Genomic DNA, 21,319 nt, shown 5'->3' with positions numbered 1-21,319 from the left:
CTCGCCCTGCTGATCGCCGCGGCCCTGGCCATCGGCACGACTGTGGGAGCCCTGGGCATCAGGGCACGGCGCGCCGCCCGCCGCCGCGGCGCGCCATGCCCTGATGCCCAGGACTCCCACAGTCGTGCCGATGGCCAGGGACGCGGCGATCAGCAGGGCGTGTACCCACAGGAAGCCGGTCGGGCTGCCCTCGCCGACGGCGCCGGCCGACCAGGCGCGCTCGTCGTTCCAGATGGCGACCGCGAACCTCGGCCAGATCGCCCACGTCCAGACGCCGACGGCGACCAGGAACAGCGACCAACCACGTGACAGGACCATGGTCGGCCAGTATGCCAGCGGGGCCGTCCGCCCAGGTCAGGCCCGCGGCCGGCGCAGCTCGCGTTTTCGTTCCCGCCCCCGGGGCACTGTTCTGTCGAGCCGATTCGACGGAGGTGCCACCGATGCAGCCGTTCAACCCGTGGACCTGGCGGGATCCGTCCGCCCTGGCCGGTGGGTACGACCAGACCCGGCCCGGGGACGTGCCGGAACAGCGCACCGGCGAGGCGGACGACGGCCCGGACGCCCCCGGCCCGGGTACGCCGATCGACCTCACCGGCTACCGGGTGGAGGCGACGGACGGCCGGATCGGCTCCATCGACGAGGCGAGCGACGACGCCGACGCGCGGTACCTGGTGGTGGACACCGGCCCGTGGATCTTCGGCAAGAAGGTGCTGCTGCCGGCCGGGACGGTGGCCCAGGTCGACCACCTGGAGCGCGTCGTGCACGTGGACCGCACCCGGGAGCAGGTGAAGGAGTCCCCCGCGTTCGACAGCGACCACTTCGCGCACCCCGACTACCGGGAGCGGGTCGGCAGCTACTACACCGAGAGCTATCGACAGCAGTAAGCGCGGCAGGAGGCAGCGGCGCAGGCCGGTGAGCGGATACCGTGTCAGTCATGGTCCGGCCGCGCAGCTGCCTCCCGGAGACCCGCAGCGGTCTCCCGGGCCACGCTGTCGACGGCCGGGAGCAGATCCTCGACGTACTCCGTGCCGGCGGACTCCGTTTCCGCGCCGGCGGGCGATGGCGGCGCTCGTTCTGACGAGCCCGCTCCACCGACCCGGGTGACCCGGGTCGTTTCCCCGCCAGCGAACGGCACGAAAGGCGTACGACCATGTCCTCTGCACGCATGCTCACCGGCGACCGCCCGACCGGGCGACTGCACCTCGGCCACTACGTGGGCAGCATCGCCAACCGGGTGCGGCTGCACCAGCGCTACGAGAGCTTCTTCATCATCGCCGACCTGCACATGCTCACCACGCGCAACAGCCGCGCGGACATCGAGCAGGTCGCCCACAACGCCCGCGAGATGGTCACCGACATTCTCGCCGTCGGGGTGGAGCCGGAACGGGCGACGTTCTACCTCCAGTCCGCGATCCCCGAGGTCGGCGACCTGAACACGCTGTTCCAGAACCTCATCACGGTGCCCCGGCTGGAACGGGTGCCGTCGCTGAAGGAGATGACCCGGGACGCCGGCAAGGACGAGATGCCGTACGGCCTGCTCGGTTATCCGGTCCTCCAGGCCGCCGACATCCTCTGCGTGAAGGGACAGGTCGTGCCGGTCGGGAAGGACAACGTCGCGCACGTCGAGGTGACCCGGGAGATCGCCCGGCGGTTCAACCACCTCTACGGCGAGGTCTTCCCGGTCCCCGACATGATCATGTCGGACACGCCCACGCTCGTCGGCACCGACGGCGCCGGGAAGATGAGCAAGAGCAAGGGGAACGCGATCGCGCTCTCCGACGACGCGGCGACGGTGCGCCGCAAGGTGACGGGGATGTACACCGACCCGAACCGGGTCCGCGCCGACGTGCCCGGCACGGTCGAGGGGAACCCGGTCTTCGAGTACCACGACATCTTCAACCCGGACCGGGCTCAGGTGGCGGACCTCAAGGCCCGCTACCGGGCCGGCCGGGTCGGTGACGTGGAGGTCAAGGAGGCGCTGGCGACGGCGCTCAACCGGTTCCTGGACCCGATCCGGGAGCGCCGGACCCGCTTCGAGGCGCAGCCCGGCCTGGTCGACGAGCTGATCGTCACCGGCACCGAGCGGACCCGTGAACAGGTGCGTCGCACGCTCGTCGAGGTCCGCCGGGCGATGGGCCTGAGCAGCGCGTACACCCAGGTGCGGCGCCGGGCCGAGCGCTACCGCAAGGCCGTCGCGACCTCGGCCTGACCACGAGCCGGTCCGGGGTACGCGCTTGCGCCAACCCCGGGCCGGCCGGTTACGCTGCCGACATGGCCAGCTCGCACGCGTACCCGATGACGTCCTCCGACGTCCGGCTCGGCGCGCTGCGACGCCGGCGGTCCCGCGACCGCCTGCGCTGAGCCTTCCCCTCCTGCGACCGGCGGATCGAGCCGCCGGTCGTCATCGATCGTCCTCGCTCCGCCGTCGCGTTCCCGTCCGGTGATCCGCGCGGCGGATCCACAGCGAGATCGGCGTACTCATGGATCTTGAAAGATTGCTCAGCGACCGGCTGGCGCCGGCGTTCGCGGCGGTGGCCGGCGGGCCGGTGGACCCGGCCGTGCGGCGTTCGCAGCACGCCGACTTCCAGTCCGACGCGGCGCTGGGGCTGGCCCGGCGGCTCGGCCGGCCGCCGCGGGAGATCGCCGCGGAGGTACGGGAGCGCGCGGCGCTCGGCGACCTGTGCGCGGCGGTCGAGGTGTCCGGTCCGGGCTTCCTGAACCTGACGGTGGCCGGGCACGCGCTCGGCGGGCTGGTGTCCGTGATGGCCGCCGACCCGCGGCTCGGCGTGCCGCCCGTGGCCGAGCCGGAGACGGTGGTGGTCGACTACTCGGGGCCGAACGTGGCGAAGGAGATGCACGTCGGGCACCTGCGGTCGACGGTGATCGGGGACGCGGCGGCGCGGACGCTGGAGTGGCTCGGGCACCGGGTGCTGCGCGCGAACCACCTCGGCGACTGGGGCACGCCGTTCGGCATGCTGATCGAGCACCTGCTCGACCTAGGCGAGGCCGGGGCGGCGCAGGAGCTGTCCATGGGTGACCTGGACGGGTTCTACAAGGCGGCGCGGGCGAAGTTCGACGACGACGAGGCGTTCCGGGAGCGGTCGCGGCAGCGGGTGGTGGCGTTGCAGGGCGGCGACCCGGCGACGTTGCGGCTGTGGCGGCTGCTGGTGACGCAGTCGGAGAGCTACTTCCTGACGGTGTACGACCTGCTCGACGTGACGCTGACCGGCGACGACTTCCGGGGCGAGAGCAGCTACCACGACCAGCTCGCCCCGACTGTCGAGGAGCTGGACCGGCTCGGGCTGCTGCGGCGCAGCGACGGCGCGGACTGCGTGTTCCCGCCCGGCTCGGTGGGCCGTGACGGCGAGCCGCTGCCGCTGATCGTGCGCAAGTCCGACGGCGGGTACGGCTACCCGGCCACCGATCTGGCCGCGCTGCGGCACCGGACCGGCGCGCTCGGCGCGACCCGGCTGCTCTACGTGGTCGGGCTGCCGCAGCGGCGGCACTTCGAGATGGTGTTCGCGGTCGCCGCGCAGGCCGGATGGCTGGCCGCGCCGGTGCGGGCCGAGCACGTCGGGTTCGGCTCGATCCTCGGCTCTGACGGACGGATGCTGCGCAGCCGGGCCGGCGGGTCGGTGAAGCTGGCCGGGCTGCTCACCGAGGCGGTCCAGCGGGCCACCACGCTGGCCCGGGAGCGCAATCCGGAGCTGGGCGAGGCAGAGGCCGCCGAGGTGGGGCGCGCGGTCGGCGTCGGCGCGATCAAGTACGCCGACCTGTCCGGCGACCGGCAGAAGGACTACGTGCTGGACTGGGAACGGATGCTGTCGCTGGACGGGAACACCGCGCCGTATCTGCAGTACGCGTACTCCCGGGTCCGGTCGATCCTCCGGCGGGCCGGCGCGGCGGCGCGCCCGGACGCGGAGGTCTCGCTGGCCGAGCCGGCCGAGCGGGCGCTCGCCATGGAACTGGTCGGCTTCGCCGCGGTGGTCGACGAGGTGGCGGGCAGCCTGGAGTTCCACCGGCTGACCGCGTACCTGCACCGGCTGGCGGTCGCATTCAGCGCGTTCTACGAGCGCTGCCCGGTGCTGCGGGCCGAGGGGCCGGTCCGGGAGAGCCGGCTCGTGCTGTGCGAGCTGACCGGGCGGGTGCTGCGGCAGGGCCTGGACCTGCTCGGCATCCGTACCCCGGAACGGTTGTGAGGCCGAGGGGTCACGGGAAGCCCGCGCGGCGGCTAGCGTGACGCATCGATCGAACGAGAGGGTGGCGACCATGGCGGATCGACGCGCGGTACTCGCTCCGGGACGGGGCTACGACACCCGGGGTCCGCTCTTCGTCTACATCGGTGAGGCGTTGCGCCGGCTCGGCTTCGACGTGCACGAGGTGACGTGGCGGTCGATCGGGGATCTGCGCCTCGACAGCGCGCCGGAGTGGGTCGCCGAGCAGCTGGATCCGGTCCTCGACGCCGGGGTGGACCTGCTCGTGGGCAAGTCGCTCGGCAGTTTCGCCGCCCCGCTCGCCGCCGATCGGGGCATCCCGGCGGTCTGGCTGACGCCGCTGCTGACCGACCCCGCGGTACGGGAGCCGCTGGGCCGGGCCACCGCGCCGTTCCTGCTGGCCGGCGGCACCGCCGACCGGGTCTGGGACGGTGCGGTGGCGCGCCGGCTCACCCCGTACGTGGTGGAGGTCGCCGACGCCGACCACTCGATGATGGTGCCCGGACCGTTGGCGGCCTCGGCCGAGGCGCTCGGGCGGGTCTGCACCGCGGTGGAGGAGTTCGTCGCCGGCCGCTGACGGTCAGCGGCGACTCCGCCGCGTCCACATCACCGCCACCACTGCCGCGATGAGCGGCAGCAGGCAGCAGAGCGCCAGGACGGACATGTGCCACGGCTTGATCGCTCCCATGGGGCGAACGATAGGCGTCGCTGTCCACGCCCCGCTACGCGGAGGCTCGGGCAGCCTTGCCGTCCAACCACAGCGTGTCGCTGTCGTCGCGGTGGGAGCCGGTGGAGCCGACGTGCTTGGCGCTGATCTTCGGCCCGTTCTTGATCACGTGGACCAGGGCCATCGCGTGTCCCCGGCCGAGGCCGTACTCGTCCTTGAGCCAGCCCACGATCACGCCGGCCTTGACGTCGGCGGTGTCGTAGCCGCGCTCCTTGGCCTCGTCGACCAGGACGCGCGGGGTCTTGCCGGTCTTGTCCTCGATCGCGTCGAGGTACGCCTGGAAGGACATCTGCTCAACCCTTCGTCCGGGAGGTGGTGACAACTCCACCCTCCCGGGCGGCGCGGCTCCGATCAACGACGGACCGGGCCACCGTCGTTGCCTCCAGGTCAACGATCGCCGGGCGAGACGCCGGAGAGCCCGGCCCGCGATCACGCGGGCCGGGCTCTCCAGATCTCGGGGTACGCGCTCAGCGCTGGAGCGTGAGCAGCCCGGGCCGGTAGGGCAGGAGGCCGTAGTCGCCGCCGGAGTTGGGCGAGCGGCCCTGGTAGAGCAGTTGGAGGTTGCAGGGGTCGACGGTGAAGGTCTGGTCAGCGGTGGTGCGGATCAGTTCGCCGTGGCTGATGTCGTTGGTCCAGGTCGCGCCGCTGTTGACCTTGCCCGCGAACGGGTTGGACTCGGTGGCGGCCTGCGGGGTCCACGAGCCGCCCAGGCTGGTGGCGGTGAAGGACCGGAAGTAGCGGCCCTGGGAGCCGATGGCCTCGACGATCATCAGGTAGCGGGTCTGGCCCTGCAGCTTGTAGACCTGCACGGCTTCGAACAGGTTGTTCGTCGAGTCCGACATGATGGTCGTGTAGTTGGAGCCGAAGCTGCCGGGGAAGTTGCTCAGCGGCATGCTGGAGCGGTAGATCTTGCCGTTGTCACCGGCGAAGAACAGGTACATGTTCTGGTCGTCGGCGATCAGCGTCTGATCGATCGGGCCGGTACCGGAACCGGAGATGCTGCCGGTGAACAGCGGCTGCGCCGACGACCAGCCGTTCGGGTTCGTCGGATTCGTCGAGGTCCGGTACGAGAACGCGGTCGGCCCCCACTGGTAGGCCAGGACCCAGATGTTGCGCGGCGCGAAGTAGAACAGCGTCGGCGCGACGGTGCCGGACGACATCGCGTTCTGGCTGGCGGAGGCCATCTGCGACCAGTTCGAGAACAACCCGAAGTTCATCGACCCCCACGACGACCCGGTGTCGTGCGTGGTCGCGTACACCAGGTGCTGCCCGTTGTAGGGCACCACCGTGAAGTCCTTCAACGACACCCAGCCCGAGCGCGGCTGCGCCAACGCGCCCGTCGACGACCACCGGTACGTCGACGGCAGGTTGCACGTGCCACCCGGAGGCGGCGTGGTCGGCGCCGGCGTGGTGGGGTTGCCGCCGCCGTCCACCCGGACGAGCTGCCACTGCTGGTTGGCGCCGTTCCAGTCGTCGTACTGGACGATGTTTCCGCCGTCGGCGGTCGAGGCGCCCTGCACCTCCACCACCTTGTTGCTGTTGCGGTTGATCAGGCGGACGTAGCCGCTGTCGGAGTCGGCCAGCCGGAACTGCTGGTTGGTCCCGTTGGTGTCGGACCACTGCACGATGCTTCCGCCGTTGGCGGTCGACCAGTTGTAGACGTCGAGCACCTTGCCGGACAGCCGTGACTTCAGCCGGTAGTAGCCGCCGCCGGAGTCGACGAACTGCCACTGCTGCTGGTTGCCGTTGTTGCGCGTCCACTGGGTGATCCGCGCGCCGTCGTTGGTGGCCAGGTTGTAGACGTCGAGCGCCTTGCCGCTGTTGCGGTTGACCAGGACGTACCAGGCGCTCGTGTCGACGCTCGCGGCCGCGGCGGGCGCGGACACGACCGCCACGGCGCCGGCGCCGGCGAGTAGCGCTGCCGCGCCGGTGGCGACGACGCGCGGCAGCCATCCGCGCCGTCGTGGCGGCGACACAGTCGATGGGGACCTACCGAAAGCAAACATGTTCCTCCCTCAGATCAGACATGTTGTGAGCGCTAACAATCCGTCGAAGCGCACTGATCCCACACCCGGCCTGCCACGCGCCCAGCCGCGCCCGCCCGGTGAGCCGCCCAAGCCGCCGCCCCGTGCCATCGACTGTGAGCGATAACACGTCGTTCGTCAAGTCGTAACAGTCGATGGCTGGCGGGCGCGTGACGTCACCGGGCCATGTCAGCTTCTCGACCCAGCACTACCGCCGCCCGCACCACGGCCCGACAGTGCACAACGGCTGGAGGGGTGGTGGGGGAGTTGGGGCAGCCGACGGACGAATCCGTCATGATCCGGGACTGGTTCGGCGTGCCGCGGGTGTCCGCCGAGGACCGGGCCGCGGTCTTCGGCGTACGCACCCAGGACCCGCGCGTGGAGTTCGTCGCGCTGACCGTCAAGTACTGGCTGGACGCCCACGCCACCCGGTCGATGACCCGCGAGCGGGTGCTGGCCGCGATGACCGGCCGCATCACCCAGGACAACGTCTGGGACCTGGTCTCGATGCTCGCGCGACTGCGGCTGGCCGAGGCGTTCTTCGACCTGGCCGCCTCCGACGTCGACACCGACGGCGCGTTCCGCCGCTACCTGCTCGGTCTCGATCCCGCACTGCTCGACGCGATGCGGCACTACGCGGCCTGGAACGGCATCAACCCGAAGCTGTTCCTGGACGGATTCGCCGTCGGCGTCGGGGAGTCAGTCGCGACGGTGGTGGTCGACCTCGGCAAGCTCGTGCAGTTGATCGGCCGTCTCCAGCAGGAGCAGTTCACCACACTCATCGTGCTCACGGTCGACCCGCGCGCCGGTGTCCAGCGCCTCGCCGACCAGGCGACAGTCGTACGCCAGGCGCTGGCCGGGATCGTGGCCGCGCTGGACCCCACCACAGTGCCGGATCGGTTGCTGGCGCTGTGGCGCGGGTGGGCGGCCGAGTTCGCCCGCCACCTGGACGACCTCGACCCGTTCGCCGCCGGCCGGCTGCTCGGGCGCGTCGCCGGCGACCTGTACCAGGTGCTCACCGGCCTGGTGCAGCTCGCCCGGCTGCTCGGCGGCGTCGCGGTGCGCGCCGCCGTCCGGTACGTGCCGCTGCTGCTCGCCGGCGCCCGGGAGGCGCGCCTGCTGACCGCCCAGACGGCCGCGCTGCTGGTGGCGATCGGCCGGGCGGCGATCGTCGCCACGCCCCAGGTGGGCCTGGCGGTGCTGCGGACACTCTTTCCGCCGAAGGTGCTCGACGCGCTGTTCCGGCATGGCCGGGCGCTGCTCGTCGACGCCGAACTGACCCTGACCGTGTTCAACCAGGCGGCGCACGCCGAGGCGTTCGCGGGCGCCGGTGCGGGCACCCGGCTCGGCGCGCTGGTCAGCCTCGACGGCCGGCCGGTGCTGATGGCGAGCATGTCGGAGACGGTGTCGTCGGCCGGCCGGGCGGCGACCCGGGCCGAGCTGAACGAGGCGCTCGACGAGATCATCAAGCGGGTCGAGAACCTGCGCGAGCTGAAGCCGCCGAAGACACCCCGGGACATCCAGGCCGCCGTCGTGCGCGCAGCCGTCGCCCGGCAACTCGAGCAGCGACTGACCACCGCGTTCAACCGGTCGCTCCAGACCGCCGCGTACGAGGAGTTCCGCGCGTTGCGCAAGGCCGGGCAGGCGCAACCGTGGCGGCTCGGCCAGCAGGTGCACCGGCGGATGGCGGCCGAGGTCGCGCAGCTCGTCGGCCGGTCGCCGGGCCTGGAGGCGTTCGCGGAGAAGTCGCTGGCGACAGTGGTCGAGGCGGTCCGCGCGGCCCACCCGGAGCTGGCGCCCGCGCTGCGCGGCTCCGAGGCGGTGCTGCGGCAGACCGTCGCCCAGATGCTGCTGGGCCACCCGGACCGGGATCTGCTGCTGCGGCTCGTCGGGTTCACCGGCAACCCGGCCGCGACCGGAGCGGAGAAGGCGCTCGCCGGCCACCTCGCCGAACGGTTCCGGTGGAAGGCGTCGACCACTGTCGGGGACCTCCGCTCCGACCTGCTGCTCGTCGACCCCGAGGCGGCCCGCGTCACGAACGTCGACTGGACGTCCTCGACGAAGCTGGAGCGCTTCGAGAAGACCTGGGGAACCGTCGCCGACGACCTCGGGGAGACGTTCGACGGTCGCTGGGAGGCGATCGCGGAGGCGTACCAGCGAGCTGCGAAGGGCGGTGCGCCGGCCGAGGTCGTCGCCGGCCTCGAAGAACTGACCGCGCACGCCGTACGCGAGACGGTCGTCCGCCAGGCCGCCCTCAGCCAGTTGTTCCCCGGGTTCTTCGTCACCTCGCACGAGATGACGTACCGGGGGCTGCACGCCCTGTTCGAACTGCCGCTGTAGAGGAGCACCGATGGGCAGAGTCGTCGTCGCCGACGCCGATCCGGCGACGCTTGGTTTCAGCACCGCGCATTCCGACCGGTACGTCTACTCCAACTACTTCGTACCGGTCCGGCTCACCTTCGGCGGTGGCGAGACGCCCATCCTGCCGTTCTACGTCAAGCAGGCGCTGATCGAGGCGATCCGCTACGGCGGGCTCGACGGCGACCGGCTGCCGCACCTGCTCAAGGAACTCGGCCTGGCCGACCTGTGGAAGGCCAACGAGATGGACGCCGCCACCGAGGCGCTGCCCGGCGCCGACTCGGGCATGTCGTACCGGGAGCCGCCGGCGCGACGCCAGACGCTGCTCGGCGACCAGCAGGCGGAGTTCCTCGCCGGGCTGCTCCAGTCCGACGTGGGCATCGCGTTCCTCGACCGCACCCGGATCCGACCGGTGGGTTTCGCGCTCGGCGAGCACGTCTACGCGCTGGCGCTCGCCCCCGGTGAGGAGGCGGTGCTGGAGCAGCGCACCTACACCAAGCGCGAGCTGACCCTGGAGGAGCAGAACGAGTCGGAACAGCAGACCGACGTCGAGCTGACCAGCGCGCTCACCACCGAACTCCAGGAGGGCTTCGAGCGGCAGAAGTCGCTCACCGACACCTGGGGGCTCAACGCGAGCCACACCGGCCAGTACACCAGCCCGACCGGCATCTGGGGCACCTTCAACGCCAGCCACACCATCGGCTTCGCCACCAGCGTCACCGCGGCGAGCCAGGAGACGAGCCGCCGCGCGGTCAAGGACAGCCGGACCGCCACCTCGAAGGTCGCGGCGCGCTACCGCACCCAGCACAAGACCGACTTCAAGCTGGTCAGCGAGACCGGTACGGAGTCCTCCTCGAAGCGCACCGTCCGCAACCCGAACCGGGCCACGCCGATCACACTGCACTACTTCAAGGTGCTGCAACGGCTGGAGCTGGCCCACGAGCGGTACGGGGCACGGGTCTGCTGGGCCCCCACGATCAAGGATCCGGCGTTCGCCTTCGCGCAGAAGATCGTCGACGGGCGGAAGCGGATCCGCGACAACGCGGTCGCCGCGCTGCCCCCGATGCCGGTGAAGCCGGAGCGCCCGCCGCGTGGCGCGCCCGCAGCGGTGGAGACGCGCGTCGTGTACTCCCCTGTGGTCACGCTCGACAAGTGGGGACTCACCGGTGACATGAGCGCCGACTACGACGTCGACGTCGCGTTCGACGCCGGCTGGGAGTGGGACGGCGACATCGACACGATCCGGCAGAACCTCACGCTGATCACCCGCCGCCCGCCCGAGGCGATCGCCGCCCGGGTGGTGGGCGTGCCGGTGGTCACCGAGGCGGACGGCCGGCCGGTGCTGCGCGTACGCGTGCACGTCGGCGCCCGGAGCTGGCTGGGCGGTCCGGGCGCGGACGTGCAGCTCGCCGCCGGGTTCCGGCGTACCCCGACGGTGGTGGACCAGACCGCCGACGACGCGGCGTACAACGCGCTCGTCGCGGGCTACCTGACCGATCTCCAGGAGTGGCAGGACCGGCGCGACGAGGCGCTGGCGGCGGCGGAGACGGCCGGGGACGAGTTCGAGGCGCGGTTGCGGGCCGGCTTCTCCCCGGTGAACGAGATGGTCTCGCAGATCGTGGAGGCGCACTTCCCGGCCAGCGTGCGGGACGAGGCGTGGGAGATCGACTTCTGGCACCGCGTCTTCGACTGGGAGCGCGCGTCGTTCGTGGCGTACCCCGGCTGGTGGTCCGGCGGCGACGCCCGCGCCCCGGAGCGCGACCCCGGCGACTTCGTCAACGCGAGCTGGGCGAAGCTCTACCTGCCGGTGCGGGCCGGTATGGAGCTGACCGCGCTGCGGTGGATCTTCGGCAAGGTGGTGGCGACCAGCCTGGCGCCGCAGGTGGAGCACGAGCTGACGGCGTTCGTGGACGAGCTGACGGCGTACCGGACCGGCCACCTCGGCAGCGGCGACGAGATGCCCGAGCTGACCACCGAGTGCCAGGACGTGCCGGAGCGGGTGTACTGCCTGGCGAAGTGGACCGAGTTGATGCCCACCGACGGCACCCACCTGGAGGTGGTGCAGGGGGCCACGACAGCGGCCGACGCGGTGACCGCCAAGGAGATCAGCGACGCGGAGGCGTTGCGGGCGGCGCTGCTCGACGGCGAGGTGCAGACCAACCGGCTCCGGACCAGGGCGTACGACCAGATGACCGAGCCGGCCGACGTCGGCATCCACCTCGGCGCACCGTCCGGGAGCGGCCCGGCCGTCTGAGCCGCTCGTCCACCCCGACCCCTCGCCTGACCAGGGGATCGGGGTGGACGATTTCTGGCAAAGTCTGAACTTTCGATTCGTGGTCCAGATGGGCAAAAAGGCGCATAATTGATCCCTTACGGTCGCTCCCCCTGGCGACGACGGCGCCGGCCCGGCGAACCGTCCAAAAAGAACCGTCTCCCCACCGGTGGGTCGATGGTGCTGGATCCCCCAGAGGCACTAGGTTGGCCGTCGCCGCTGTGCTCGGCCGGCGTATACGAACCTAAGGAAGACTCATGACTACCGCACCCTTGCGCCAGGATGAGCCCCCGGTCTCGCTGGGCAGGGTCCGCGCGGAGCCGCTCGACCGGCTCTCCGCCGCGGACATCTCCCCCATCGTGCGCCGGGTGATGGCGGCTCACCTCGATCAGACCCGGATCCCGGCGGCGAAGTTCTCGTCGTTCATCTGATCCCCGATGGCCCCGGGGCCCGCCCGCGCGGCGCTCACCGAGTTCGTCCTCAAGGTGCACGCCAGGTGTGACCTGGCGTGCGACCACTGCTACGTCTACGAACACGCCGACCAGAGCTGGCGCCGCCGCCCGGTACGGATGACGCCGGAGGTGCTTCGGGCCGCGGCCGGGCGGATCGCCGAACACGCCGCGGCCCACGCCCTGCCGGACGTCACTGTCATCCTGCACGGCGGGGAGCCGCTGCTGCTCGGCGCCCAGCGGCTGGGCGAGGTGCTCGCGGACCTCCGGCGAGTCGTCGGGCCGGTCACCCGGCTCCGGCTCGGCATGCAGACCAACGGCGTCCTGCTCTCCGAGCGGCTCTGCGACGTGCTCGCCGAACACGACGTGGCGGTCGGCGTATCGCTCGACGGCGACCGGGCCGCCAACGACAGGCACCGGCGCTTCCGGTCCGGTGCCGGCAGCTACGACCAGGTGCTCCGCGCGCTCGCCCTGCTGCGCCGCCCGGCGTACCGGCGGATCTACTCCGGCCTGCTGTGCACGGTGGACGTGCGCAACGACCCGATCGCGGTGTACGAGTCACTGCTCGCCCAGGAGCCTCCGCGGATCGACTTCCTGCTCCCGCACGCCACCTGGGACGATCCGCCGTGGCGGCCGGCGGGCGACGGCACCGCGTACGCGGACTGGCTGCGTGCCGTCTACGACCGCTGGCGGGCCGACGGCCGGCCGGTCTCCGTCCGCCTCTTCGACTCGCTGCTGTCCACCGCCGCGGGCGGGCCCAGCGGCACCGAGTGGCTCGGTCTCGACCCGGTCGACCTGGCGGTGATCGAGACGGACGGCGAGTGGGAACAGGCGGACTCGCTCAAGACCGCGTACGACGGCGCGCCGTCCACCGGCATGACCGTCTTCTCGCACGCGGCCGACGACGTGGCGGCCGACCCGCTCCTGGCCCGCCGCCGCTCCGGCCGGGCCGGGCTCAGCGACGAGTGCCGGCGGTGCCCGGTGGTCGACCAGTGCGGCGGCGGACTCTTCGCCCACCGGTACGGCGCCGGGCACTTCGACCATCCGAGTGTCTACTGCGCCGATCTGAAAGAGCTGATCGTGCACGTGAACGAGAACCCACCAGCAGCCGTCCGGCTCGACGCCGGCCTGCCCGACGACTTCATCGACCGCCTCGCGGCGCTGACCGGCGACCGGGTCGCCATCGGCCGGCTCGTCGAGGCGCAGATCGCCATCGTCCGCGCGCTGCTCGCCGAGGTGGCCGACCGGCTGCCGGCCGGCGGGGCCGGAGCCGACGGCTGGGAGGCGCTGACCGCCCTCGACCGCGGCGCGCCGGAATCCGTCGCCCGGATCGCGGCCCATCCCTACGTGCGGGCGTGGGCTGTCGACTGCCTCGCCGGCACCGGCACCGGCGCCCGGCAGGGACCGGACTACCTGACCGCGCTCGCCGTCGCCGCCGCGCTCGACGCCGGCACGCCGGTACGCCTCGACGTACCGGTGCGATCCGGCCGTCTGCACCTGCCGACGGTGGGCACGGTCCTGCTGCCCGAGGTGGGCGACGGCGCCGCACGGGTCGAGACCGGCCCGGGTTCGCTGCGGGTGACCGCCGGGGACGTGACGGTCACGGTCCGGCCCGGAACGCCCGGGGACGCGCCGAGGTGGTGGCCGGCCCGCGTGCTCACCGCGTCGGACGTGAGCGTCCTGCTGGAGGACGGCGACCCGCACCGCGACTGCCACCGGCTGCCCGCCGGTGACCGGCTCGACGACGCCGGCGCCGCGCGCTGGGCCGAGACGTTCGCGGCGGCGTGGCGGGTGATCCGGGACGAGGTGCCGGGCCACGCCGAGGAGCTGCGCGCCGGGCTGCGGGCCGTGGTGCCGCTGCGGCGCAGCGGTGCCGGCGTCAGCGAGGCGTCGACCGCGCGGCAGGCGTTCGGCGGTGTCGCGGCCACGGAGACCGACGCCGGATCGCTCGCGGTGCTGCTCGTGCACGAGTTCCAGCACAGCAAGATGAACGCCCTGCTGGACATCTGCGACCTGGTCGACGGCACCCGGCCGCTCGACATCACAGTGGGCTGGCGGCCCGACCCCCGGCCCGCGGAGGCCGTCCTGCACGGCATCTACGCGCACGCGGCGGTGGCCGACATCTGGCGGATCCGGGCCGGCCGCCAGGTCGACGGCGCGCAGGCGGTCTACCGCCGGTACCGCGACTGGACGGCCGAGGCGATCGGCGCGCTGCAACGTGCGGACGCGCTCACCCCGGCGGGATCGCGGCTGGTCCGGCAGGTCGCCCGCTCGATGTCCGGGTGGCCGTCGTGACCGCCGCCCGGACCGCGTACCGGGCCGGCACGCTCGCCGCCGACCTGCGCGCGCTCGGGCTCGGCCCCGGCGACGTGGTGCTGGTGCACTGTTCCCTGCGCGCGCTCGGACCGGTCGACGGTGGCGCGGACGCCCTGGCCGCGGCGCTGCGCACGGCCGTGGGCCCGGCCGGCACCGTCGTGGTCCCGGCGCAGACCCCGGACAACTCGGTGAGCAGCGCCGCGTACCGCGCCGCGACCGCCGGGCTCACCGACGAGGAACGCCTGGCGTACGAGGACCGGATGCCCGGCTTCGACCCGGCCGTCACACCGTCGTTCGGGGTCGGCGCGTTCGCCGAGCACGTACGCCGGCTGCCCGGCGCGGTCCGCAGCCGGCACCCGCAGACGTCGTTCAGCGCGTGGGGGCCCCGGGCGGAGGAGCTGATGCGCGTCCACGACCTGGACTCCCACCTCGGGGAGCGGTCCCCGCTGGCCGCCCTGGAGGCGGCCGGCGCGTGGACGCTGCTGCTCGGTGTCGGTTATGCGACATGCACCGCGCTGCACCTCGCCGAGTACCGGTTGCGCCGCCCGCCGCAGCGGCGTCCGTACCGCTGCTACGTGGTGCGCGACGGCCGCCGGGAACGGCTCGACTTCGAGGCGCCGCACCTCGACGCGGCCCTGTTCAGCGAGATCGGCGCGGAACTGGACCGGGCGGCGTTCACCCGGCACGGAACGGTCGGCGACGCGCCGGCCCGGCTGCTGCCGATATCCGGCGCGGTAGGCGCCGCCGTGGCGTGGATGGACGCCCACATCGGACGGTGAGGGCCTGGTAACCCGAGCGCAACCTCTCTACCCTGATCGATAGACGCCGTATCGTGTCGACCGGGGAGCAGCGCGTGATCATTGGCGGTTGGGGGTCAGGCGCACTTCCCGTGGAACGGTCGTGTCGCCGTGACCTCTGAGCGGCCCGCGCTGCCGGGCCCGCCCTACTTCTTCCTCAGCTACGTCCCCCCGCCGACGCACAACGACCGCACCCCGGGCGACCACTGGGTCCGCCGCTTCTACCACGATCTCAACCTGGCGATCGACGGCCGGCCCGGCGACCGGTTACGCCGGCAGGGTTTCGCCGACTTCATGGTGCGGCCGCCGGACGACCGGACGGAACGAAAACGCACCGCACTGGCCGAGGCCGAGGTGTTCGTGCCGCTGTACTCACCGGACTACCTCAACCGGGACGACTCACGCCGGGAGCGGGAGTGGTTCCGGCAACGGCTGATCCGGGCCGGCCGCCCGCCCGACGGCGACAACATCCTGCCGGTCCTGTGGATCCCGTCGCCCGCCGCCGTGCACGCGCCGGACCAGGCCCGGGCGGTGGCGATGGCCGCCGACGTGGACGCGTACGCAGCGAACGGGATGAGCGCGCTCTGCCGGCTCCAGAAGTTCCAGCACGCCTACAAGGAGGTGCTGGGCCGGCTCGCCCAGCACATCGTCGACACCGCCGAGCAGACCCCGCTGCAACCGGCCGAGCCGCCGACCGGCCCGACCGACCTGCCGTCGTCGCCGACCAGCGAGGTGCCGTTCCGGGCGGTGGTGATCGCGCCCGAGGAACCGGCGGAGGCGGGCCGGCTCAACGGGCGGTCCGACACGCACGCCGGCCGGTGGCGCCCGTTCCGTGACCGGCCGCCGGTGGTCGACGACGTGACCGACGCGGTGCAGCGGCTACGGATGCCGATCGACGTCCGGGACTTCGTACCCGATGCCGGGCTGTTCCGGGGCTGCCCGGGCGTACTCATGATCGATCCTCGGGTGGTCGAGACGCCGGACGGTGCGGAGGCCGTCCGCGCGGCCGCGGCCTCGCTGCACCGCTGGGTGGGCGTCGTGGTGATCATCGAGGACTCGGCACCCGGCCGCCGCTCCCACGCGGCGGTGCTGCTCGACCGGGCCATCGCGATCTTCCCGGCCGCGGCACGCCCGCTGGCGATCACCACGTACGACGACTGGCGGGCCGGGATCCACGGCCTGGTCGACCGGATGCGCCGCCGCTACCTGGAGGCGAGACCGGCCTACCCGCCGCCGGGACGGCCGATCAGCAAACCCCGGCTCTGGGAGAACCCGCCGCCCGACGAGGGAGTGGACACATGACCCGACGCGAGGGACAGGTCGTCACCTTCTACTCCTACAAGGGCGGCACCGGCCGGACGATGGCGCTGGCGAACGTCGCCTGGATCCTCGCCGCCAACGGCAAGCGGGTGCTCGCCGTCGACTGGGACCTGGAATCCCCCGGCCTGTCGCGCTTCTTCGCGCCGTTCATCGACCGGGACGCGCTGGAGAGCACCGGCGGGGTGATCGACCTGATCCGGGAGTACGAGTGGGCGACCACCACCAAGCAGGACAAGGGCGACGACCGCTGGCACGAGCAGTACGCCCGCGTGCACAAGTACTCGTTCTCGCTGAACTGGTCCAACTTCCCCGGTGACGGGACGCTCGACTTCCTCGGCGCCGGCCAGCAGAACAACGACTACGCCGGCGCGCTCGCCGGGATGAACTGGGACGAGTTCTACGAGCGGCAGGGCGGCGGCTACTTCTTCGACGCGCTGCGCGCCGACATGAAGCGCAACTACGACTACGTGCTGATCGACAGCCGCACCGGGTTCTCCGACGTCGCCGACATCTGCACCATCCAGCTGCCGGACGTGCTGGTCACCTGCTTCACCCTCAGCGAGCAGGGCATCACCGGCGCGGCCAAGGTGGCTCGGCTGGTCGAGCACCGCTACGGGTCGCGGCGGATCCGGGTGCTGCCCGTGCCGATGCGCATCGACCCGGCGGAGAAGGTCAAGGCGGACACCGGGCGGGCGGTGGCCCGGCAACGCTTCAGCGGGCTGCCGAGCGGGATGAGCGAGGCCGACCGGGACCGGTACTGGGCCCGGATGCAGGTGCCCTACCAGGCGTTCTACGCGTACGAGGAACTGCTCGCCACGTTCGCCGACCAGCCCGGCGTCAACGGGTCGCTGCTGTCCGCGTACGAGGTGCTGGCCCGGGAGATCACCCGGGGCGAGGTGGAGTCGCTGCCGCCGATGAGCAGCGCGGTACGCGAGCGGGTCAACGCCCGGTTCACCCGTACCTCCAACTCGGTGGAAAACGAGATCCTGCTCCGGCACGCCCCGTACGACCGGGTGTGGGCGGAGTGGATCGGTCACCTGCTGGTCTCGGCCGACGTCCGGGTGACCGACCCGTGGTTCACCGACGACGAGGCGCCCCGGACGGCCCGGGAGCTGATCATCGTCTCCGAGTCCAACGCCAACGAGGAGGCGGTGCTCGCCGCGCCGGACCGCTCGCCCGACCAGGTGCCGCTCGTCGTCTACGTCGCGGACGTGCGGCGCCTGGCGAACGTGCCCGCCGCGCACACCGTCTCGGTGGCCGGGCTGGAGGCGCGGACCGCCGCCGCGCGGATCCTGCGCCTGGTCGGCCGCGAGGGCGTGCCCGCCGATCTGGAGCTGCCGACCGGTCCCCGGTTCCCCGGCCGCGACAACACGGTGTTCGAGGTGCCGGGCCGCAACAAGCGCTTCACCGGCCGGGAGGCGGACCTGCGCGAGCTGCGGACGCTGCTGCGCAGCAGCCCGAAGGTGGTGCTCTCCGGCACCGGGCCGGTGGCGTTGCAGGGCATGGGCGGCATCGGCAAGAGCCAGCTCGCGCTGGAGTACGCCCACCGCTACCGCGCCGCGTACGACATGGTGTGGTGGATCGACGCCGACCAGGTGCCGTTCATTGAGTCGGCGATCGGTGACCTCGCGCCCTACCTGGGCGTTCCGTCGTCGGAGTCGAACCGGGAGAACGCCCGGCTGGTGCTCCAGGCGCTACGCCGCACCGACCTCCGCTGGTTGCTGATCATGGACAACGCGGACGAGATCGAGGGTGTGCTGCCGTACGTGCCGGACGGCAAGGGCCACGTCCTGATCACGTCCCGGAACCTCCAGTGGGTCGAGCGGGCCACCACCGTCCAGGTCGACGTGTTCAAGCGCGCGGAGAGCATCCAGCACCTCACCGAGCGGGTGCCGAACATGCGCGTCGACCAGGCCGACCGGATCGCCGCCCTGCTCGGCGACCTGCCGATCGCCGTCACCGCCGCCGCGGCCTGGCTCGCCGACACCGGCCACTCCGTCGACAGCTACCTCACCGAGATCGCCAAGTTCGGTCCGGGTGCGGTGATGGAGCCGAACAGCAACGTCTCGGTGGAGGCGACCTGGGAGTTGTCGCTCAACCACCTGCGGACCCGCAATCCGGCGGCCTACCGGGTGCTGCAACTCTGCTCGGTGTTCGCGCCGGAGATCTCCGCCGACCTGGTCTACAGCGACGAGTTCGCCGAGGCGCTGGTGCCGTTCCACCCGCAGGCCAAGGAGCGGCTGGTCCGCCAGCAACTGGTGCAGCAGGCCAACCGGCTCGCCCTGGTGCGGGTCGACCTGCGGGCCGAGAACCCGGCCGGCGGCGAGCGGGGCCGGGGCGGCCTGGTGCTCATGCACCGCCTGCTCCAGCACGCCGTCCGGTCCCGGATGACGGAGGCGGAACTCGACGAGGCACGCCAGCAGGTCCACCTGGTGCTCGCCGCCGCCCGGCCCGAGGGCGAGGTCGACGACCCCGACGGCTGGCCGCGGTTCCGCGTCATCTGGCCGCACCTGGAGGCGTCCAAGGCGCCGCTGAGCCGCAAGGTGGAGGTGCGGGCGCTGATGATCGACCGGGTCCGCTACCTCCAGTTGCGCGGCGACCTGGAGACCGGCCGGCGGCTCGGGCAGGAGGTCGCGCAGACCTGGGAGCAGATGCTGGCGGAGGAGACCGACCCGCGGGCGCGCGACGACCTGCGCCGGCAGTTGCTGCACCTCCAGTTCAACCTCGCCAACATCCTCGCCTTCCTCGGGCAGTTCACCGAGTCCCGGGCGCTGGACGAGGAGGTGCTGGCGGCCCAGCGGGACCTGCTCGGCGAGGACCACCCGCACACGCTGATGACCGCCGGCGGGCTCGCCCGCGACCTGCGCGGCATGGGCATGTACAGCGAGGCGCTGCGCCTGGACGAGATCACGTTCAACGCGTGGAAGCGGAACTTCACCGAGGAGCACCCGCGTACCCTCGCCGCGCTCAACAACCTCGCCAGCACGCAGCGCCTGATGGGCGACTTCCGGGAGGCCCGCAAGAACGACGAGATGGTGCTGGCCGGGCGCCGCGCGATCCTCGGGGAGAACCACCCGGACACGCTCGCCTCCTCCGCGTACGTCGGCATCGACATGCGCGACGCGGGCGACTTCGAGCAGTCGGTCACCCGGCTGCGCAGCGTCCACCGGGACCTGCTGCACACGGCCGGGGCCGAACACCTGATCACCCTGCGGACGCAGACGAACCTGGCGGTGTCCTTGCGCGCGGCCGGGCACGCGGTCGAGGCGGGCAAGCTCCTCGAAGCCGCCTACGAGCTGCTGAACGAGCGGTTCGGGCCGGACAACCCGGAGACGCTCACCTGCCGGCTGAGCCTGTCGATCAACCTGCTCACCGTCGACCTGTTCCAGCGCGCCAGCCGGGAACTCACCGAGGTGCACCGCATCTACCAGCGCAACCTCGGTCCGGCGCACCCACTGACGCTGGTCTGCATGGTCAACCTCGCCATGGTGGCCCGCCGCGCCGGGGACTTCGCCGAGGCCCGGCAGCTCGCCGGCCGGTCCGCCGACTCGCTCGCTGGCGTGCTGGGCAGCGGGCACCCGTACCCGCTCTCCGGCTGGATGAACCAGGGCATCTGCATCGCCGAACAGCCCGACCCGCCGGAGGGCCGGGAGGCCGCGGACGTGGAGGCCCTGAGCCTGCTGCGGCGCGCGCACGACGGGCTGGTCCGGATCCTCGGCCGCGACCACACGAACACGCTGCGCTGCCGGGCGAACCTGGTGGTGATGCAGGAGCGGGTGGAGAGCGGCCGGCGCGCGGAGCTGGAGGCGGTCACCCGTGAGCTGACCTACCGGCTGGGCGAGAACCACCCGGCCGTGGAGGCCGCCCGGGAGAGCCGGTTGCAGCGGCGCATCATCGACCCGCATCCGATCTGACAGCGGTCCGTTCCAGCGGATCGGCCAGCCAGGCGAGGATCTCCGGCAGCACCTCCACCGCGCCGAAGTGCGCGCTGCGCGGCTGGACGTGCAGTTGCGCGCCGGGGATCTGCTCGGCCAGCCAGCGGGTGTGGCTGGCCGGGGCGAAGTTGTCGTCGGCGCCGTGCCACAGCCGGACCGGCATCCGGATGTCCGTGAGCGTGATGCCCCAGTCGGCGCGCAGCGCGAGCACGTCGTCGATCCAGCCGTGCGGCCCCTGGCGCAGCGCCTCGGCGTAGGCGTCGGTGAGCTGCCGGCGGATCGGCACGCCGGCCACCACCCGGCGGTCGGCCTCGGTCATCTGCTCGACCAGCAGCGCGAGCAGCGAGCCCGGATCGTCCATGGTCCGCTCGGCCCGCAGCCGCAACTGCTCGGCGAGCACCGGCACGTCGCGCTCGGCGGCGCCGTAGTCCCGCACGTTGGCGTCGGTCATGCCGCCGAACCAGTCCAGCCCGGCCGCACCGGCCGGGGCGAGACCGACCAGGACGGCGGTCCGCCGGACCCGATCCGGCAGCAGCGCGGCGCAGGCCAGGGCGTGCGGGCCACCGCCGGAGCGCCCCACCACGGAGAACCCGTCCAGGCCCAGGTCGTCAGCGATGGCCGCGACGTCCGCGGCGGCGTCCGCGACCCGGCGGCCGGGCAGCCGGCTGGAACCGCCGTAACCCGGCCGGTCGTACGAGATCAGCCGTACGCCCAGCCGGTGCAGCACGATGGACCGCGGCCGTGGACCGTTGCGGCTGCCGGGTGTGCCGTGCATCAGGAAGACCGGCCAGCCGCGTTCCGCCCCGGCGATGTCGACCGCCAGGTTCCTCCTTCCCGTTCGGACGATGTGCTCTCGGTGCCGGGGCGAGTGTGCCAATCGGGGCCTCCGAACGGGTGGTGGCGGTAC

Annotated in this window: 15 protein-coding genes; 11 read left to right on the top strand and 4 right to left on the bottom strand. The window is 72.4% G+C overall.

Features of this window, described 5'->3' with window-relative positions; all coding sequences use genetic code 11:
* Window positions 1–318: SCO4848 family membrane protein (locus EAD96_RS12610; RefSeq protein ID WP_233585687.1), on the bottom strand; the 318-nt coding region annotated here is incomplete at its 3' end.
* 122 nt (window positions 319–440) lie between these two features.
* On the opposite strand from EAD96_RS12610, the gene EAD96_RS12605 reads away from it, so the two are divergent.
* From EAD96_RS12605 to EAD96_RS12590, 4 genes are all read left to right on the top strand, one after another.
* Window positions 441–884 (top strand): PRC-barrel domain-containing protein, encoded by a 444-nt coding sequence (locus EAD96_RS12605; protein WP_120572649.1) that lies wholly within the window; start codon window positions 441–443, stop codon window positions 882–884.
* 266 nt (window positions 885–1,150) lie between these two features.
* A complete protein-coding gene (gene trpS, locus EAD96_RS12600; protein ID WP_121684378.1) occupies window positions 1,151–2,209 on the top strand; it encodes a tryptophan--tRNA ligase in 1,059 nt (352 codons plus the stop codon).
* 271 nt (window positions 2,210–2,480) lie between these two features.
* Complete coding sequence (gene argS / locus EAD96_RS12595; protein WP_121684377.1) at window positions 2,481–4,199, top strand: arginine--tRNA ligase; 1,719 nt, start codon at window positions 2,481–2,483, stop codon at window positions 4,197–4,199.
* Between the two features lie 70 nt (window positions 4,200–4,269).
* Window positions 4,270–4,791 carry an alpha/beta hydrolase gene (locus EAD96_RS12590; protein WP_120574091.1) on the top strand — a complete coding sequence of 174 codons (522 nt, stop codon included), beginning with the start codon at window positions 4,270–4,272 and terminating at the stop codon, window positions 4,789–4,791.
* A 145-nt stretch (window positions 4,792–4,936) separates the two neighbouring features.
* Here EAD96_RS12590 and EAD96_RS12585 read toward each other — a convergent pair whose 3' ends face one another.
* Together EAD96_RS12585 and EAD96_RS12580 are read right to left on the bottom strand one after the other, a co-directional pair.
* On the bottom strand, window positions 4,937–5,230 hold the full coding sequence (locus tag EAD96_RS12585) for a DUF4287 domain-containing protein (protein WP_121684376.1): 294 nt from the start codon (window positions 5,228–5,230) through the stop codon (window positions 4,937–4,939).
* A gap of 178 nt (window positions 5,231–5,408) precedes the next feature.
* Window positions 5,409–6,947 (bottom strand): non-reducing end alpha-L-arabinofuranosidase family hydrolase, encoded by a 1,539-nt coding sequence (locus tag EAD96_RS12580; RefSeq protein ID WP_121684375.1) that lies wholly within the window; start codon window positions 6,945–6,947, stop codon window positions 5,409–5,411.
* Between the two features lie 312 nt (window positions 6,948–7,259).
* Between EAD96_RS12580 and EAD96_RS12575 the strand changes: the two genes are divergently transcribed.
* From EAD96_RS12575 to fxsT, 7 genes are all read left to right on the top strand, one after another.
* Window positions 7,260–9,305, top strand: a complete 2,046-nt coding sequence (locus EAD96_RS12575) for a hypothetical protein (RefSeq protein ID WP_233585686.1) — start codon at window positions 7,260–7,262, stop codon at window positions 9,303–9,305.
* Between the two features lie 10 nt (window positions 9,306–9,315).
* Window positions 9,316–11,577, top strand: coding sequence for a hypothetical protein (locus EAD96_RS12570; protein ID WP_121684374.1), 2,262 nt, complete (start codon window positions 9,316–9,318; stop codon window positions 11,575–11,577).
* Between the two features lie 275 nt (window positions 11,578–11,852).
* Window positions 11,853–12,026, top strand: coding sequence for a hypothetical protein (locus tag EAD96_RS31185; RefSeq protein WP_013289092.1), 174 nt, complete (start codon window positions 11,853–11,855; stop codon window positions 12,024–12,026).
* 6 nt (window positions 12,027–12,032) lie between these two features.
* Window positions 12,033–14,339, top strand: a complete 2,307-nt coding sequence (locus EAD96_RS12565; RefSeq protein WP_121684373.1) for an FxsB family cyclophane-forming radical SAM/SPASM peptide maturase — start codon at window positions 12,033–12,035, stop codon at window positions 14,337–14,339.
* Entirely contained in the window at window positions 14,336–15,139 is an 804-nt protein-coding gene (locus EAD96_RS12560) for an aminoglycoside N(3)-acetyltransferase (protein ID WP_121684385.1), read from the top strand. Before EAD96_RS12565 ends, EAD96_RS12560 begins: the two co-directional genes overlap by 4 nt.
* 129 nt (window positions 15,140–15,268) lie before the next feature.
* Complete coding sequence (locus EAD96_RS12555) at window positions 15,269–16,459, top strand: TIR-like protein FxsC (RefSeq protein WP_120572641.1); 1,191 nt, start codon at window positions 15,269–15,271, stop codon at window positions 16,457–16,459.
* Window positions 16,456–20,391 (top strand): FxSxx-COOH system tetratricopeptide repeat protein, encoded by a 3,936-nt coding sequence (gene fxsT, locus EAD96_RS12550; RefSeq protein ID WP_120572640.1) that lies wholly within the window; start codon window positions 16,456–16,458, stop codon window positions 20,389–20,391. The genes EAD96_RS12555 and fxsT overlap by 4 nt, the downstream gene beginning before the upstream one ends.
* Here the strand turns inward: fxsT and EAD96_RS12545 are convergent.
* Window positions 20,369–21,289, bottom strand: coding sequence for an alpha/beta fold hydrolase (locus EAD96_RS12545; protein WP_121684372.1), 921 nt, complete (start codon window positions 21,287–21,289; stop codon window positions 20,369–20,371). The two genes, fxsT and EAD96_RS12545, sit on opposite strands and share 23 nt — an antisense overlap.
* Between the last annotated feature and the right edge of the window lie 30 nt (window positions 21,290–21,319).

The sequence above is a fragment of the Micromonospora sp. BL1 genome, assembly GCF_003667485.1.
In the GTDB taxonomy this organism is placed as follows: Bacteria; Actinomycetota; Actinomycetes; order Mycobacteriales; family Micromonosporaceae; genus Micromonospora; species Micromonospora tulbaghiae.
Note: the sequence above shows the minus strand (reverse complement) of the source record. Positions and strands in the feature narration are given on the sequence as shown.

Bases quoted from the DNA above. Each gene is read 5' to 3' on its own strand.
- EAD96_RS12605 (WP_120572649.1), top strand. From the start codon at position 441: ATGCAGCCGTTCAACCCGTGGACCTGGCGGGATCCGTCCGCCCTGGCC.
- trpS (WP_121684378.1), top strand. From the start codon at position 1,151: ATGTCCTCTGCACGCATGCTCACCGGCGACCGCCCGACCGGGCGACTG.
- argS (WP_121684377.1), top strand. From the start codon at position 2,481: ATGGATCTTGAAAGATTGCTCAGCGACCGGCTGGCGCCGGCGTTCGCG.
- EAD96_RS12590 (WP_120574091.1), top strand. From the start codon at position 4,270: ATGGCGGATCGACGCGCGGTACTCGCTCCGGGACGGGGCTACGACACC.
- EAD96_RS12585 (WP_121684376.1), bottom strand. From the start codon at position 5,230: ATGTCCTTCCAGGCGTACCTCGACGCGATCGAGGACAAGACCGGCAAG.
- EAD96_RS12580 (WP_121684375.1), bottom strand. From the start codon at position 6,947: ATGTTTGCTTTCGGTAGGTCCCCATCGACTGTGTCGCCGCCACGACGG.
- EAD96_RS12575 (WP_233585686.1), top strand. From the start codon at position 7,260: ATGATCCGGGACTGGTTCGGCGTGCCGCGGGTGTCCGCCGAGGACCGG.
- EAD96_RS12570 (WP_121684374.1), top strand. From the start codon at position 9,316: ATGGGCAGAGTCGTCGTCGCCGACGCCGATCCGGCGACGCTTGGTTTC.
- EAD96_RS31185 (WP_013289092.1), top strand. From the start codon at position 11,853: ATGACTACCGCACCCTTGCGCCAGGATGAGCCCCCGGTCTCGCTGGGC.
- EAD96_RS12565 (WP_121684373.1), top strand. From the start codon at position 12,033: ATGGCCCCGGGGCCCGCCCGCGCGGCGCTCACCGAGTTCGTCCTCAAG.
- fxsT (WP_120572640.1), top strand. From the start codon at position 16,456: ATGACCCGACGCGAGGGACAGGTCGTCACCTTCTACTCCTACAAGGGC.